The following is a 15,025-nucleotide window of genomic DNA, read 5'->3' as shown; positions in this document are numbered from 1 at the left end:
GGTCAGACGGGACGGGATCAGGCGGGGACGGGGACGCGGGGGGCCGCGCGCAGCTCGTACGCGTCGGCGTCGAACCGCTGCATCTCCCGCATGAACGTGTACGTGTGCGTGGGCCACAGGGTGAAGTTGCGGCCCTGCTCGTCGCGGTACCAGGAGCGGCAGCCGCCGGCGTTCCACACGGTGTCGGTGAGCTCGGCCTGCAGCCGGGCGTCGTAGGCGTCCTGCGCCGAGCGGCGGACCTCCAGCGCGCCGGCGCCGGTCTCCCGCATCCGCTCCAGCGCCGCGACGACGTAGCCGATCTGCGCCTCGATCATCAGGACGACGGAGGTGTGACCGAGCGCGGTGTTCGGCCCGAGCAGCAGGAACAGGTTGGGGAAGCCGGCGACGGTGGTGCCGCGGTGCGCGCGGACGCCGTCGCGGTCCCACTCCGCGCGCAGGGTGCGCCCCTCGCGGCCCACCAGCCGGTGCCCGAGCGGGATGTCCATGGCCCGGAAGCCGGTGCCGTAGACGACGACGTCGACCTCGTGCTCGGTGCCGTCGGCGTCGACCACCGCGTGCGGGCGGACCTCGGCCACCGGCGAGGCGACCACCTCGACGTTCGGCTGGGTGAGCGAGCGCAGGTAGTCGTCGCTGACGATCACCCGCTTGCAGCCGATGGCGTAGTCCGGCGTCAGCGTGGCGCGCAGCTCCGGGTCGGGCACCTGCTGCTCGAGGAACGCGAGCGCCTGCCTGGTGACGAAGCCGCGCAGCCGGCCGCTGCCGGTCCACATGCCGAGCCGGGCCTCCCGCGCCAGGTACTGCCCGCCCCGGGCCAGCCGGAGCAGCGCCGGCACGCGCGCCCACAGCCGGTGCTCGCGCGCGGTGTAGGCACGGTCCTGCCGCGGCACCACCCACGGCGGCGTCCGCTGGAACACGACCACCTTCGCGGCCACCTTCTGCAGCTCGGGCACGAACTGCGCGGCCGAGGCGCCGGTGCCGACGACGGCGACCCGCTTGCCGGCCAGGTCCACCGAGGGGTCCCAGCGGGCGGAGTGGAACGACGGGCCCTGGAACGTGCCGATGCCCGGCACGTCGGGCAGGTGCGGCTCGACCAGGCCGCCGGCGCCGCTCACCACGACGTCGGCGGTGAGACGGCCGCGCGAGGTCTCCAGGTGCCAGACCAGCGCGTCGTCGTCCCACCGGCCGGAGACGACGTCGGTGCCGCAGTGCAGGTGCGGCAGCACGCCGTACCGGGCGGCGACGTCTTCCAGGTAGGCGCGGATCTCCGGCTGCCGCGAGTAGACGTGCGACCAGTCCCGCTTCGGCGCGAACGAGAACGAGTACAGGTGGCTGGGGACGTCGCAGGCGGCGCCCGGGTACTCGTTGTCGCGCCACGTGCCGCCGAGGCTGTCGGCGCGCTCCAGGACGACGAAGTCGTCGATGCCGGCGCGCTGCAGGGCGACGGCGGTGCCGATGCCGGAGAAGCCGCTGCCCACGATCGCCACGCGGGTGTGCGCGGGCAGCGGGCCGGTGGCGATGGCGTGTCGCGACGTCGTCGTCAGGGTCACAGGACCTCCTGGTCTCGGTGGTGTGACGAGCGTCGCACGTGTTCCACCGGAGCCGACAGGGACCCGCCGCTCGTCGTCCGTGCTCCGGGCGGCCCCGTAGGCTGGACTCCCGTGAGTCTCACCATCGGGATCGTCGGGCTGCCCAACGTCGGCAAGTCGACGCTGTTCAACGCGCTGACCAAGAACGACGTCCTGGCGGCCAACTACCCCTTCGCCACCATCGAGCCGAACGTCGGCGTCGTCGGCGTGCCCGACGAGCGGCTGGGCAAGCTGGGCGAGCTGTTCGACTCGCAGAAGGTCGTCCCGGCGACGGTGTCGTTCGTGGACATCGCCGGCATCGTGCGCGGCGCCAGCGAGGGGCAGGGGCTGGGCAACAAGTTCCTCGCCAACATCCGCGAGAGCGACGCGATCTGCCAGGTCATCCGCGTGTTCAGCGACCCCGACGTCGTGCACGTCGAGGGCAAGGTCGACCCGGCCGACGACATCGAGACGATCAACACCGAGCTCGTCCTCGCCGACCTGCAGACGCTGGAGAAGGCCATCCCGCGGCTGGAGAAGGAGTCGCGCAAGGACAAGGAGCGGGCGGCGCTGCTGTCGGCGGCGCAGTCCGCCGTCGAGGTGCTCAACACCGGCAAGACGCTGTTCGCCGCCGGGGTGGACCCCGCGCCGCTGCGCGAGCTGACGCTGCTGACGACCAAGCCGTTCCTCTACGTCTTCAACGTCGACGCCGACGAGCTGGCCAACGAGGAGCTGATCGCCGAGCTGCGGACGCTGGTCGCGCCGGCCGAGGCGATCCTGCTCGACGCCAAGACCGAGGCCGAGCTCGCCGAGCTGCCCGCCGAGGAGGCCGCCGAGCTGCTGGAGTCGATCGGGCAGAGCGAGCCGGGCCTGGACCAGCTGGCCAAGGTCGGCTTCCGCACCCTCGGCCTGCAGACCTACCTCACCGCGGGCCCGAAGGAGGCGCGCGCCTGGACCATCCCGGTCGGCGCCACCGCCCCGCAGGCCGCCGGCGTCATCCACACCGACTTCCAGCGCGGCTTCATCAAGGCCGAGGTCGTCTCCTACGACCAGCTGATGGAGGCCGGGTCCATGGCCGAGGCGAAGTCCCGCGGCTGGGTGCGCATCGAGGGCAAGGACTACGTCATGGCCGACGGCGACGTCGTGGAGTTCCGCTTCAACGTCTGACCCCCGGACGGCACCGGGCCCCGCCGGTCGTGGTGACCAGCGGGGCCCGGGACGCGTCGCCTACTCCTCGAAGCCGGAGTTCGGGTTGCACGCCTCGCCGGCGCTCGGCAGGTACGGCTTGAGGCCCTGGCGGACGAGCTGCCCGTAGTTCTGCGTGCGGCTCGGGTCCTCGGCGGTGTCGTCGTTGAGGCCCGAGAACGAGCAGACCGACGCGGCGTGCTGCGGCGCGTGGACGACCTTGCCGTTGCCGGTGATCTCGCCGGCCGAGGCGACGCCGGCGCTGGTGACGACGAGGGCGGCTGCACCGAGGCAGACGACGCTGAGCTTCCTGAGCATGGAGGGGGTCCTTCCGACGGGTTGGGGGCCGCGACTCAAGCGGTCCGCCCGTTCGGGGTCAACGGCCTGCGTCGCCGGTACGAGACTTTCTCGTTCCGCTATACGTGCCGCTGACCAGCGGGTTCCCCCCGGACCCGGGTCCGCCGACCCCCCGGCCCCGTTGCCGTCACCGCCTCGACGCCACCTCCCGCCCGTGCACGGTGACGGCGTAAATGACGACGACGTCGAACGCGATCACCAGCACCGACCAGAACGGGTAGGCCGGCAGGAACAGCACGTGCACGAGCGCGCTGAGCCCGGCGAGCGCCACTGCGACGACGCGCGCGACGCGGTTGCCCCGCATCAGGCCCGCGCCGACGGCGATCCCGACCACCCCGAGGACGACGTGCACCCAGCCCCAGACGGCGTAGTCCGCGTCGACGAACAACGCCTCGGGGCGCACCACGTAGAACTCCTCGCTGACGAGCGCGGTGACGCCCTCCATCACCGCGAACAGGCCGTTGAGCACCAGCAGGACCCCGGCGAAGAGGATCCACGACGCCCAGCCGGTGGGCCGCTCGTCGTAGCCGTAGGCGCCGACGTGCGCCTCGGCCTGCCAGTTCGCCTCCGGCCGACTCGTCTGGAAGGCGCCGGTCATGGAGCCACCCCCTCCCGGCGGGAGCGTCCCGCCCGGTGCAGCAGCCTGACCGCCGACGCGGGCGGGCGCCTCACACCGGGCGGACGATGCGCCGGGCCCCCGGCGCGGAGTGCGGAGGGGGCCGGCGCCGTGCCCCTGCCGGAGCCCCCTGCCGGAGCCCCCTGCCGGAGCCGCCCCGGGGCCGCCGGCCGCCTCCGGTCGCGCGCGGTCCCCGCCGGTGGGATCTTCGCTGGTGGCGGCGACGTCCGTCGCCCGTGGTGGCCACCGGCGGCGGGCCCACAGCCCGCGGCCGGGGCCGCAGGGGAGAGGTGGTCGGTGATGCGACTCGGTACGGCGATCGTGCTCCTGGCCCTCGGCGCGATCCTGGCGTTCGCGGTCACGGTCGACGTCAGCGGGGTGGACCTGCGGGTGGTCGGCTGGATCCTCATGGCCGTCGGCGCACTCGGGATCCTCCTCGAGGTGGCGCTGTTCGGGCCGCGGCGGCGCCGGGTCACCCGGACGGACGCGTACGGCACCGCGCCCGACGGCGGCCCGGTCCGGCGCACCCACACCGACGAGACCTTCTGACCCCCGCCGTCACCGCCGGAGGTCCGCGGGCTCGTCCAGGCGGCCGAGCTTGTGCGGGTTGCGCATCGCGTACACGCGGCTGATCCGGCCGTCCTCGACGACGACGGTGATCGCCGTGTCGAACTCGCCGCCGGGGTCGATCCGCAGGGCGACCGCGCCGTTGACCAGCGGCGTGGTGATCTCGACGTCGGGCACGAGGTCGGCGAACCGGGACAGCGCCCGGGCCAGCCGCTCCCGTCCCACGATCGGGCGCAGCACGGCCGGCGCCAGGCCCCCGCCGTCGGCGACCGCGACGACGTCGGGCGCCAGCACGTCCATCAAGCCCTGCAGGTCGCCGGCGGTGAGCGCGGCGAGGAACCGGTCGACGACGCGCTGCTGCTCGGCGCGGCTGACCGTCGTCCGCGGACGGCGCGCGGCCACGTGCTCCCGCGCCCGGTGGGCGATCTGCCGCACCGCGGCGGCGGACCTGCCCACCGCCTCGGCGATCTCGTCGTAGGGCACGTCGAACACCTCGTGCAGCACGAGGACCGCGCGCTCGGTCGGCGACAGCGTCTCCAGCACGGTGAGCATCGCGATCGACACGCTCTCCGCCAGCTCGACGTCCTCGGCGACGTCCGGGCTGGTCAGCAGCGGCTCGGGCAGCCACTCGCCGACGTAGTCCTCGCGGCGGCGGGCCACGGTGCGCAGCCGGTTGAGCGCCTGGCGGGTGACGATCCGCACCAGGTAGGCCCGCGGGTCGCGCACCGCCGCCCGGTCCGCCTCCGCCCACCGCAGCCAGGTCTCCTGCACCACGTCGTCGGCGTCGGCGGCGGAGCCGAGCATCTCGTAGGCGACGGTGAACAGCAGGCCGCGGTGGGCGACGAACGGGTCCTCGGTCATGCCGTGGCGACGCCGTCCGCCGACGGGGCCGCCAGCGGCGGCAGGCCGCAGGACGCCGAGAACTCCTGCGACCGGATGCCGAGGGCCACGTTGCTGCGCGCGCTGGAGTTCATGAAGGCGATCCTGGCGGTCAGCTCCACCAGGGCGGCCGGTCCCAGCTCGTCCAGCAGCGCGGCCGACATCTCGTCGGTCACGGCCGGCGGGGTCCGGCTCATCGCCTCGGCGTACTCCATGACCCGCCGCTCCAGCGGGGTGAAGGCGGCGGACTCGCGCCAGCGCGGCACCTCCCGCACCTTCGCCTCGTCGAGCCCGCGGTCGTGGGCGAGGAAGTGGTGCAGGTCCAGGCAGAAGCCGCAGCCGACCGTGGCGGCCGCGGACATGGCCGCGAACGTCGCGAGGTGCGGGTCCAGCCGGTTCCAGGAGTCGACCTTGCGGCCGAAGGCCATCGAGTCCTTGAGCACCGCCGGGTGGTGCCACAGGACCCCGGCGCCCTCGGGCACCTGCCCGAGCACCCGCCGGCTCATCGTCTTCAGCAGGGCCCCGTACAGGCCGGTGATCTCGGTCGCGGGGACCCGGGTGCTGCTCGCCATGTCTCCTCCAGGGTGTGCGGTGTGTCGACATGGAGACACCGGCCGCGTCCCGCGTGTGACACCCCGGAGGAGACGGGCGAGCAGCCCCCCGGCTACTGGCCGGACTTGGCGGGCGGGATCAGCGGGTCCGGCACCGGGCCGGCCGTCCCCCCGGTCGTCCGCGTGTCCGCGGCGGGGGTGGTCGGCGTCTCGACGTCGGCGTCCTCGAGGACGAACGCCTCCGCGACCGTCGGCGGGGTCGGGGGGACCACCGCGTCGGCGTTGCTGCCCGCGGCCACCGTCCCGGCGTCGACGGTCCCGCCGCCCGTGCCCCCGCCCGCGCCCCCGCCGGTGCCGCCGGCCCCGGACGCCTGCGCGGTGAGCTTGTCGATCCCGCCCTGCAGCGGGGCGGGCGCGGCCTCGCGGGCCTTCTCCAGGGTCTGCTGCACCTCCGGCCGGCCCAGCAGGTCCCGCGCCGTCCTCGCGATCTGCTCGTACCGCTCGCGTCCGGCCCGTGCGCCCAGCACGAACCCGATCCCCAGGCCCAGTCCCAACGACAGCTTGCCCATGTCCGTCCTCCCTCTGGTCGGTCGCTCCCGCCGCCGCTACCCAGGTGGAGGCGGGCCAACCCGTGGACGCCCGCGCCCGGCACCGGCCCGGCTCCTTGCGGCCGGTCCCGGCGGCTGCCACGGTGCCGTCGGCCGAGGGACCGGAGGTGCGGGTGGACGGACAGGTCGCCGGGACCGCTGCACCGCCGCGGGCGTTCCGGCTGCGGCTCCTCGTCGCGGTGACCGCCGGCGTGCTCACCGGGGCCTTCGCCGCCTGGGCCTACCACGACGACCTCCTCCGCCCGCTGTCGCACACCTTCGGGCTGTGGACCACCACGGTCGCGCTGCTCAGCGCCCGGCAGCCGCGGCTGCGGGCCGTCGTGATCTCGTCCCTGACGCTGGCGGCCGCGGTGCCGGCCTTCTACGTCGGCAAGGACGTCGTCTACGGCATCGAGTACCCGGGGATGCCGTACGCGGTGGATCCCGGCCAGGTCGTGCAGTGGCTGGTCCTCGCCGGGGTGGCGGGAGTCGTGCTGGGCGCCGTCTTCGCCGGCATCGGCACCGGGGGCCGCGCGGGCCCGGTCGGCGCGGCGGCCGCCGTCGGACTGCTCGTGGCCGACGCGTACCGGCGCGCCTCCTCGTACCCGGCCGAGGCCCCGGTCGTCGTCGGGTTCGCGGTCCTGGCGGTCCTCGCCGTCCTGGTCGTGGCCGTCCGGGCGCCGCGTCAGCTGCCGGGCATCGCCGCCTGGACGGTGCCGGCGGTGCTGGGCGGGCTCGTGCTGGTGTCCGCGCCCGACGTCCTCGAGCAGCTCCTGCTGACCGGCGGCCCCTGAGGTCACGCCGGCACGGGCACCCGCTGCGGGCTGAGGGCCTCGAGCGCGGCGTCCAGCTCGGCCACCGGCCGGCCCGGCGGCAGGACGACGACGGGCAGCTCGGCGCCCGCCGCGCGCCAGGCGTCGAGCGCCGCCGCCGCGGAGCCGCCGTCGCCGGCCAGCAGCAGCTCGTCGACCAGCACCTCCGCACCCGCCGGCACCTCGCCGGGCCCGGCGGCGAGCACCGCGTCGACGGCGGCACCGAGACCGGCACGGCGCATCGTCCGCGGGTAGAGCGGGCCCATCGCCGTCAGGTAGGTGGTCAGCCACCACGACGCCGTCGCCCGCGCGACCGCCGGGTCGTCGGCCACCGCCACCGGGATGCCGGGGCTGACCAGCGGCACCGGACGTCCCGTGCCGCCCGCGCCCTCCCGCAGGAGGGCGAGGCCCGACGCGAGACCGGACCGCGGGAGGAGGAACGGGTACCAGGCGTCGGCCACCTCCCCGGCCAGCCGCACGGCCGCCGGCCCGAGCGCGGCCAGGTGCACCGGGAGGTGCGGCCGCGGCGGCACGGCCAGCCGCAGCGGCCGCTGCCCGCCCGGCCGCGACGGCGTCATCCGCTCGCCGGCCAGCAGTGCCCGCACCTGCCGGGTGACCGCGCCGAGGCGGGCGACCGGCGCGGTGAACGGCTCGTCGTGCAGGCCCTCGGCGAGCTGCGGCGAGCCCGCGCCCAGGCCGAGGACGAACCGGCCGCCGGACAGCGTGTCCAGCGACGACGCGAGCATCGCCAGGTGCGCGGGGCTGCGCCCGTACACGTTGAGGACGCCGGTGCCGAGGCGGATCCGCCGGGTCCGCGTGGCGATCGCGGCGAGCAGGACCGGCGCGTCGTGCGCCCAGCCCTCGGCCAGCAGGAACGCCTCGTAGCCCAGCTCCTCGGCGCGGTCGGCGAGGTGCAGGACGACGTCGGGACGGGTCTCCATCGGGGTCACGCCGACGGCGAGCCGCCGGACCGGTGCGGTCATGGTGCTGCCTCCTCGTGCAGGTCGGGAGCGGGTTCGCGTCTGGTCGCGCTCCCGGGGCCGCCGCTAGGGTCGGCCGCGCCCGTTGCAGTCCGCTTGCAGGCGAGGCAGCGATGACCGGTGCGACGCACCTGCACTTCCGGGTCCTGGGCCCGCTGCAGGTCGAGGACGGCTCGGGGCCGGTCGCCGTCGGCGGGCACAAGCCGCGCACCCTGCTCGCGGCGCTGCTGGTCGCCCGCGGCGAGGTGGTGCCGGCCGACCGGCTGCTCGCCGCGGTGTGGGGCGACGCGCCGCCCGACGGCGCGGTTCCCGCGCTGCGCGCCTACGTCTCCCGGCTGCGCGGCGTGCTCGGCGACGCCGCGCCGCTCCGGCACCGCCCGCCCGGCTACTGCCTGGACCTCGACGGCGCGACGCTGGACGCCGCCGAGTTCGAGCAGCGGGTCCGCACCGCCCGGGCGGCCGCCGCCGCGGGCGACCCCGCGCGGGCGCTGGCCGACCTCGACGCCGCGCTGGCGCTGTGGCGGGGCGACGCGCTCGCCGAGTTCGCCGACGACGACTTCGCCGCCGCGGAGGCCGCCCGGCTGACCGAGTTGCGCGTCGGCGCGGCCGCCGACCGCGCCGACGCGCTGGTCGAGCTGGGCCGCGCCGCCGAGGCGGTGCCCGAGCTGGAGGCGCTGGTGCGCCGGCACCTGACGTGGGAGCGGCCGGCGGTGGCGCTGATGCGGGCGCGGTACGCCACCGGCCACCAGGCCGACGCGCTCGCCGCCTTCCACGAGCTGCGCACCCGCCTCGACGACGAGCTGGGGGTGGAGCCGGCCGCGCCGGCCCGGGAGCTGTACCGGCGGATCCTCGTGCACGACCCCGCCCTCGCCGCGCGGCCGCCGCCGGGCAACCTGCCCCGCCGGGCCAGCGGGTTCGTCGGCCGGGAGTCCGAGGTCGCCCGGGTGCTGGACGCGCTGCGCGCCGGCCCGCTGGTGACGCTGACCGGCGTCGGCGGGACGGGGAAGTCCCGGCTCGCGGTGGAGGTCGCCGCCCGGGACCGGGCGCGGTTCGACGACGGCGTGTGGCTGTGCGAGCTCGCCGCCCTGCCCGACGGCAGCCCGGTCGGGGACGCCGTCGCCGCGGCGCTGCGCATCCGGCAGCGGTCGGGGCTGTCGGTGGAGGAGACCGTGCTCGACTACCTGCGCGGGCGGTCGCTGCTGCTCGTCGTCGACAACTGCGAGCACGTGCTGCGGCACGCCGCGGCGCTGGTCGCCGAGGTCGTGCAGCGCTGCCCGCGCGTGGTGGTGCTGACGACCAGCCGGGAGCCGCTCGGCGTCGACGGCGAGCAGGTGTGGCCGGTGCCGCCGCTGCCGCTCGCGGACGCCACCGCGCTGTTCGTCCAGCGCGCCCGCGCCGCGACGCCGGACTTCCGCCTGGACCCCGCGGCCGCCGACGCCGTCGCCGCCATCTGCAGCCGCGTCGACGGCCTGCCGCTGGGCATCGAGCTGGCCGCGGCCCGCATGCGGGTGATGAGCCCCGGCGAGGTGGCCGCCCGGCTGGAGGACGCCCCGCTGCTCGGCGGCGGGCGCGGGCCGGTGCCGCGGCACCAGAGCCTCGTGGCCGCGATCGAGTGGTCCTACCGGCTGCTGCCCGAGGACGAGCAGCGGCTGTTCCGCGGCATGTCGGTCTTCGCCGGCGGGGCCGACCTGCGCGCCGTGCACGCCGTCGCCGACCCCGCCGCTCCCGAGGACGACGTCCTGGACCGGCTGACCCGGCTGGTGGACCGGTCCATGGTGGTGGCCCGCAGTGGCGTGCACAGCCGCTACGGGCTGCTGGAGACCCTTCGGGCGTACGGCCGGTCGCAGGCCGGGGCGGCGGGCGAGTCCGCGGAGCTGGCCCGGCGGCACGTCGCCCACCACGTCGACTACGCCGAGCGGGCCGGTGCGGGGCTGCAGGGGCCGGACGAGCGAGCGTGGGCGGAGGAGGCCCTCGGCGTCTACGACGACCTGCGCGCCGCGTTCACCCGCGCCGCCGCCGACCGGGAGTGGGACCTGGCCGTGCGGCTGGTCGCGGCCGTGCCCGAGCTGGTGCACCTGCGGGTCGGCTACGAGGCCTACGCCTGGGCCGAGCAGCTGCTGCCCGTCGTGGACCCCGGCCACCCGCTGTACCCGGCCGCCGTCGGCGCCGCCGCCCGCGGCGCGTGGAACCGCGGCGACTTCGCGCACGCCCGGGCCACGGCCCGCCTGGCCCGGGGCCGGCTGCCGCTGCCCGGCACCGCCCGCATCGCCCACCCGGGCGACGTGCTCGCCGACGTCGCGCTCTACGAGGGCGACGTCGGGACCGCGCTGGCGCACTACGCGGCCGAGGCGGAGCGGGCCCGGGCCGGCGGCGACCGGATCCGGCTGGTGTGGACGCTGTACTACGTCGCGGTGTGCCAGGCCGTGCGCCGCCGGCCGGAGGAGGGTCTGGCCGCCGCCCTGGAGAGCCTCGACGTCGCCGAGGCCACCGCCAACCCGACGGCGCAGTCGATGGGCCGCTACGCCCTCGGCCTGGTGCTCAAGAAGTCCGACCCCGGCCGGGCGCTGGCCCTGTTCGACGAGGCGGGCGCGCTGGCCGCGGCCGTGCACAACTTCTGGTGGCACGGCATCGCGCTGATGGAGGCGGCCGCGACCCGGGCGGTGCACGGCGACCCGGTGGCGGCCGCCCGCGCGCTGCTCGCCGTCATCGACCACTGGGACCGGGTCGGTGACTCGACGCAGCAGTGGCTGGACCTGCGCTACGTGGCCCGGCTGTTGCAGCGGGTGGGCGCGGAGGCCGACGCCGCGGCCCTGCACGCCTGCCTGGTGGCGGCGGGCAAGCCCTCCCCGCTCGGCCCGCCCGCCGAGGGCGCGCCCGCCGGCGACCCCCGCGCCGCGGAGGCGGCGGCGGTCGCGCAGGCCCGCGCCGCACTCGCGCGGATCGTCACCGGGGGGACCGGCGCGTGACCGGTGCACGTCCGCTGCATCCGCGGTGCACGCGGTCTGCAACCCGCCGGCAGCAGCGTCGTCGGCACACCGCGGGGACGCACCCCGCACGACGACGAGGAGCACTCCCGATGACCGACACCATCGACGCGACCGCCGACCGCGCGCTGAAGGCCAAGCACCGGGCGATGTGGGCGCTGGGCGACTACCCCTCCGTGGCCCGGGACCTCATCCCGGAGCTGGGGCGGGTCCTGGTCGCCGCGGCCGGCGTGGGCCCCGGGGACCGCGTCCTGGACGTCGCGGCGGGCACGGGCAACGCCGCCGTGCCCGCCGCGCTGACCGGCGCCGAGGTCGTGGCCTCGGACCTCACGCCGGAGCTGTTCCCGGCCGGCCGCGCGTTCGCCGCGCGCGAGGGCGCCGAGGTGACGTGGGAGGAGGGCGACGCCGAGGCGCTGCCCTACGCGGACGCGAGCTTCGACGTCGTCCTCTCCTGCGTCGGCGTGATGTTCGCGCCGCACCACCGGCAGGCCGCCGACGAGCTGGTGCGGGTGTGCCGCCCCGGCGGGCGGATCGGGCTCGTCAGCTGGACGCCGGAGGGCTTCGTCGGCGAGATGTTCCGGACCATGAAGCCCTACGCGCCCCCGCCGCCGCCCGGTGCGCAGCCGCCGCCGCTGTGGGGCGACGAGCAGCACGTCCGCGACCTGCTCGGCGACCGCGTCACCGACCTCGTCGCCCGCCGGCAGACCGTGACGGTCGGCGGCTACCCGTCGCCGGAGGCGTGGCGGGACTCGTGGAAGGCGGTCTACGGGCCGACGATCGCGACCTACCGCAACGTCGGCGACGACCCCGGGCGGGTCGCCGCGCTCGACCACGACCTCGCCGCGCTGGCCGCCCGGTACGACCGCGGCACCGACGGCGTCGTCCTCGACTGGGAGTACCTGCTGCTCACCGCGCGCCGCGCGTGAGAGCTCCCGGCCGGCGCCGGGGGAGCCCGGCGCCGGCCGGCACGGAGAGGGGAGGGACGACGTGGTCGACGTCCTCGTCCGGCGCGACGACCTGCGGACCGTGCGCTGCGACCCGGGGGAGCCGCTGCGGACCGAGGTGCCGCAGGGCACGGTGCAGTTCGCCGTCGAGCGCTTCGGGCTGACCGCGAACAACCTCACCTACGCCGTCCTGGGCGACTCCTGGCGGTATTGGGATCACTTCCCGGCGCCGGAGGGCTGGGGCCGGGTCCCGGTCTGGGGCTTCGGCAGGGCCACGGCCTCCGGTGTCGACGGCGTCGCGGCGGGGGACCGCTTCTTCGGCCTCTGGCCGATGTCGAGCCGGGTCACCCTCGAGGTGGCCGCGGGCCCGGGCGGGCTGGCCGACCGCTCGGCCGCCCGCGCCTCCCTCGCCCGGGTCTACGGCCGCTACGCCCGCGCCGTGCCCGAGGCGGGCTTCCCACCCGGGCTCGACGACGTCGCGGCGGTGCTTCGGCCGCTGTTCCAGACCGGGTGGCTGCTCGCCGACCGCGTGGCCCGGGCCGGGGCCGGGGTGGTGGTCCTGACGTCGGCGTCGAGCCGCACCGCCGTGTGCACCGCGGCGGCGGTCCGGGCGCTCGGGGACCCGCCGGAGCTGGTCGGGCTGACGTCGTCCCGGCACGCCGCGGCCACGGCGGCGCTCGGCCTGTACGACCGGGTGCTGACCTACGAGGAGGTCGACGCCCTGCCGGCGGACCGCGGCGTCGTGCTGGTCGACCTCGCCGGTGACCCGGACCTGCGCGCCGCGGTGCACCGCCGCACCGCGGGCGTCCTGCGCACCTCGGTCGTGGTCGGCGCGACGCACTGGACGCGGGCGTCCTTCGCGAGCAGCGGCCTGCCCGGGCCCGAGCCGGAGGTGTTCTCCGCGCAGGACGCGGCGGCCGCCCTGGACCCGTCGTCCGCCCGCCGGATCGGCGCCGCCTGGCCGGACTTCGCCGCGACCCGGGCGCCCGGGCTGCTGACCGTCGAGCGCCGCACCGGCGCGGAGGCGGTCACCGAGGCGTGGGCGGCGCTGCTGGACGGCGACGCCGACCCGCGCCGCGGCCTGGTCCTCTCCCTCTGAGCGCCCTCAGCCCGGTTGGTCCCCGGTCCCCGGCTCCGGTGGGCGGGGCGCCGACGCCCGCTGACCCTGCAGCTGCCGGCCGAGCTCGTCCCGCATGCGGTACAGCTCGGCCAGCACCTGCCCCCGCGCGGAGTCGCCGAGGGCGGCCGCCGCCGACCGCAGCGCCGGGCCGTGGTCGCGCCAGTAGGCCCCGACCGCCCGCGCCACCTCGCCGGGGTCGGCCCGGTCCCGGCCGGCCCGCCGGAGCAGCTCCTGGAGCCGCTCCAGCTCGGCCGCGGCCGCCGCCGCGGGCTCGCGCGGTTCCTGCGCGTCGGTCACGCCGCCGCCTGCCGTGCGACCGGCGCGGCGCCGCCGCCGCCTCCGCCGCCGCCCCCGCCGATGCCCTCGAGGAGGCGGATGATCGCGTCGATCAGCTCCTGCAGGAGGTTGCCCAGGACACCGCCCAGGTCGACGCCGTCGAGGAGCCCGGCGATCGCGCACAGCAGGTTGCCCAGGAGGTTGCCCGGCCCGGGGATGGCCTCGATGTCGAGCACCACCTCGTTCAGGTGCACGTGCAGGCCCAGCAGGTTCAGGTCCAGCGGCCCGAGGTTCAGGTCCAGGATCGGGCAGGGGGTGGGTTGCGTCATGGGAGCCCCTCGACTCTGAGGAACTGCCGCCGGTGCGGCAGGTGCCCGACGCAGGGCGCGCGGGAAGTGTGGGAGGGCCCGGACCAGGGCCACAAGGACCCGCTCCGTCACAGTGGGCCCGCCGGCGTCCCGCCGCGTGTGCCCGTCACCTTGCGCGCGCGAGCGGGCTCGCCGGGTGAGACGCCGCCGTCCGAAACGGGGTCGCGCCGCTCCCCACCGTCCGCCTCAGCCGGAGACGGCGGCCACCACGGCGCTCACCCGGCGGGCGCGGGTCTCCGGCTTCTTCGCCTCGGCCACCGACCGCGCGTGCTCCTTGCGGTGTGTGGGGGACAGCCGGTCGAAGGCCTCCCGCACGCCCGCCGCGGCCAGCGCCTCGGCCAGGTCCGGCGGCACCTCGACGGTGCGCTCGGCCCGGTCGAGGGCGACGACGACGTCGACGGTGTCGCCGGTGCTCACGCCGAGCGTGGCCCGGCGCTCCTTGCTCAGCCCGATGAGGTTCTCGCCGCCCATCCGCGCGACCCGCCCCTCCACGGTCACCCCGCCGACGGTGACCCGGACGGGGAACGCCTTGGCGCCGGCGCCGAGGCCCGCGGCCTGCTCGTCGGTCAGCACGATGGCGGCCGCCGGGCCGCGCGGGGCGAGGGTGGTGGTCAGCCGCAGCTCCTGGGTCACCCGGTCACCCTGGCGTCCGGGCGGTCGCGGCGGAAGCCCCCGTCATCCGTCCGGCTCACCGGCGGCCCGCTCGGCGAACCGCCGCTGCGCGTCCTCCAGCGCCGCGACGGCCTGCGCCCGCCGTTCCCACCCGCGGGTCTCGGCCGACTTCTCCGGCGTCAGCGCCTCGTAGATCTCGAAGAAGTGCCAGATCTCCGCGACCTGGTGGATGGGGACGTCCTCGAGCTCCTGCAGGTGCTCCATCCGCGGGTCGCTCGCCGGCACGCACAGCAGCTTCGCGTCCGGGCCGCGCTCGTCGTGCACCCAGAACACGGCGATGACCCGGGCGCGCACCAGGCAGCCGGGGAAGGTCGGCTCGCCGAGCAGCAGCAGGGCGTCGATGGGCTCGCCGTCCTCGGCGAGGGTGTCCGGGACGAACCCGTAGTCGCCGGGGTAGCCGGTGGCGGTGAACAGCATCCGCAGCAGCCGGATGCGGCCGAGCCGGTGGTCGTACTCGTACCTGTTCCGCGACCCCTTGGGGATCTCGACGATCACGTCGGCTTCCACGGGCACCCTCCTCCGGCCGGGACCGCGAGGCGACCCTGGCCCAGTCCCGGCTCCC

17 protein-coding genes are annotated in these 15,025 nt (G+C 76.6%); 6 read left to right on the top strand and 11 right to left on the bottom strand.

Going from position 1 to position 15,025, the window contains the following annotated elements; all coding sequences use genetic code 11:
* Positions 1 to 17 precede the first annotated feature (17 nt).
* Positions 18 to 1,547: a flavin-containing monooxygenase gene (locus tag ACI79B_RS01575; protein ID WP_456926366.1), complete on the bottom strand. Its 1,530-nt coding sequence runs from the start codon at positions 1,545 to 1,547 to the stop codon at positions 18 to 20.
* Between the two features lie 111 nt (positions 1,548 to 1,658).
* Here ACI79B_RS01575 and ychF point away from each other — a divergent pair, with 111 nt between their 5' ends.
* Complete coding sequence (gene ychF, locus ACI79B_RS01570) at positions 1,659 to 2,732, top strand: redox-regulated ATPase YchF (protein WP_456926365.1); 1,074 nt, start codon at positions 1,659 to 1,661, stop codon at positions 2,730 to 2,732.
* Between the two features lie 60 nt (positions 2,733 to 2,792).
* Here ychF and ACI79B_RS01565 read toward each other — a convergent pair whose 3' ends face one another.
* Together ACI79B_RS01565 and ACI79B_RS01560 are read right to left on the bottom strand one after the other, a co-directional pair.
* The gene (locus tag ACI79B_RS01565) at positions 2,793 to 3,068 is read right to left on the bottom strand and encodes a hypothetical protein (protein WP_456926364.1); all 276 of its coding nucleotides are present in this window, start codon (positions 3,066 to 3,068) and stop codon (positions 2,793 to 2,795) included.
* A 166-nt stretch (positions 3,069 to 3,234) separates the two neighbouring features.
* On the bottom strand, positions 3,235 to 3,705 hold the full coding sequence (locus ACI79B_RS01560; protein ID WP_456926363.1) for a DUF7144 family membrane protein: 471 nt from the start codon (positions 3,703 to 3,705) through the stop codon (positions 3,235 to 3,237).
* Between the two features lie 318 nt (positions 3,706 to 4,023).
* Here ACI79B_RS01560 and ACI79B_RS01555 point away from each other — a divergent pair, with 318 nt between their 5' ends.
* Positions 4,024 to 4,272 (top strand): DUF6458 family protein, encoded by a 249-nt coding sequence (locus ACI79B_RS01555; RefSeq protein ID WP_456926362.1) that lies wholly within the window; start codon positions 4,024 to 4,026, stop codon positions 4,270 to 4,272.
* Between the two features lie 9 nt (positions 4,273 to 4,281).
* On the opposite strand, the gene ACI79B_RS01550 is transcribed toward ACI79B_RS01555, so the two are convergent.
* The 3 genes from ACI79B_RS01550 to ACI79B_RS01540 all read right to left on the bottom strand — a co-directional run bounded on the left by ACI79B_RS01550 (position 4,282) and on the right by ACI79B_RS01540 (position 6,289).
* Positions 4,282 to 5,151, bottom strand: coding sequence for an RNA polymerase sigma-70 factor (locus tag ACI79B_RS01550; protein ID WP_456926361.1), 870 nt, complete (start codon positions 5,149 to 5,151; stop codon positions 4,282 to 4,284).
* A complete protein-coding gene (locus tag ACI79B_RS01545; RefSeq protein ID WP_456926360.1) occupies positions 5,148 to 5,741 on the bottom strand; it encodes a carboxymuconolactone decarboxylase family protein in 594 nt (197 codons plus the stop codon). The genes ACI79B_RS01550 and ACI79B_RS01545 overlap by 4 nt, the downstream gene beginning before the upstream one ends.
* Positions 5,742 to 5,833: 92 nt before the next feature.
* Positions 5,834 to 6,289, bottom strand: coding sequence for a hypothetical protein (locus ACI79B_RS01540; RefSeq protein WP_456926359.1), 456 nt, complete (start codon positions 6,287 to 6,289; stop codon positions 5,834 to 5,836).
* Positions 6,290 to 6,441: 152 nt separating this feature from the next.
* Between ACI79B_RS01540 and ACI79B_RS01535 the strand changes: the two genes are divergently transcribed.
* The gene (locus tag ACI79B_RS01535; protein ID WP_456926358.1) at positions 6,442 to 7,101 is read left to right on the top strand and encodes a DUF6518 family protein; all 660 of its coding nucleotides are present in this window, start codon (positions 6,442 to 6,444) and stop codon (positions 7,099 to 7,101) included.
* A gap of 2 nt (positions 7,102 to 7,103) precedes the next feature.
* Here the strand turns inward: ACI79B_RS01535 and ACI79B_RS01530 are convergent, their stop codons facing one another.
* Entirely contained in the window at positions 7,104 to 8,102 is a 999-nt protein-coding gene (locus ACI79B_RS01530; protein WP_456926357.1) for an LLM class flavin-dependent oxidoreductase, read from the bottom strand.
* A 110-nt stretch (positions 8,103 to 8,212) separates the two neighbouring features.
* Between ACI79B_RS01530 and ACI79B_RS01525 the strand changes: the two genes are divergently transcribed.
* From ACI79B_RS01525 to ACI79B_RS01515, 3 genes are all read left to right on the top strand, one after another.
* Positions 8,213 to 11,065 (top strand): AfsR/SARP family transcriptional regulator, encoded by a 2,853-nt coding sequence (locus tag ACI79B_RS01525; protein ID WP_456926356.1) that lies wholly within the window; start codon positions 8,213 to 8,215, stop codon positions 11,063 to 11,065.
* Between the two features lie 110 nt (positions 11,066 to 11,175).
* Positions 11,176 to 12,009 carry a class I SAM-dependent methyltransferase gene (locus ACI79B_RS01520; RefSeq protein WP_456926355.1) on the top strand — a complete coding sequence of 278 codons (834 nt, stop codon included), beginning with the start codon at positions 11,176 to 11,178 and terminating at the stop codon, positions 12,007 to 12,009.
* A 61-nt stretch (positions 12,010 to 12,070) separates the two neighbouring features.
* A complete protein-coding gene (locus ACI79B_RS01515; protein ID WP_456926354.1) occupies positions 12,071 to 13,126 on the top strand; it encodes a DUF2855 family protein in 1,056 nt (351 codons plus the stop codon).
* A gap of 6 nt (positions 13,127 to 13,132) precedes the next feature.
* On the opposite strand, the gene ACI79B_RS01510 is transcribed toward ACI79B_RS01515, so the two are convergent.
* The 4 genes from ACI79B_RS01510 to ACI79B_RS01495 form a co-directional block, all read right to left on the bottom strand.
* Positions 13,133 to 13,444, bottom strand: coding sequence for a hypothetical protein (locus ACI79B_RS01510; RefSeq protein WP_456926353.1), 312 nt, complete (start codon positions 13,442 to 13,444; stop codon positions 13,133 to 13,135).
* Positions 13,441 to 13,752, bottom strand: coding sequence for a hypothetical protein (locus tag ACI79B_RS01505; protein ID WP_456926352.1), 312 nt, complete (start codon positions 13,750 to 13,752; stop codon positions 13,441 to 13,443). Before ACI79B_RS01505 ends, ACI79B_RS01510 begins: the two co-directional genes overlap by 4 nt.
* A 225-nt stretch (positions 13,753 to 13,977) precedes the next feature.
* Positions 13,978 to 14,424, bottom strand: coding sequence for a YdeI/OmpD-associated family protein (locus tag ACI79B_RS01500; protein WP_456926351.1), 447 nt, complete (start codon positions 14,422 to 14,424; stop codon positions 13,978 to 13,980).
* Positions 14,425 to 14,466: 42 nt separating this feature from the next.
* The gene (locus ACI79B_RS01495) at positions 14,467 to 14,970 is read right to left on the bottom strand and encodes an inorganic diphosphatase (RefSeq protein ID WP_456926350.1); all 504 of its coding nucleotides are present in this window, start codon (positions 14,968 to 14,970) and stop codon (positions 14,467 to 14,469) included.
* Between the last annotated feature and the right edge of the window lie 55 nt (positions 14,971 to 15,025).

It is taken from the genome of Geodermatophilus sp. SYSU D00879 (assembly GCF_054050375.1).
This window is presented reverse-complemented; position numbering and strand designations above follow the sequence as displayed.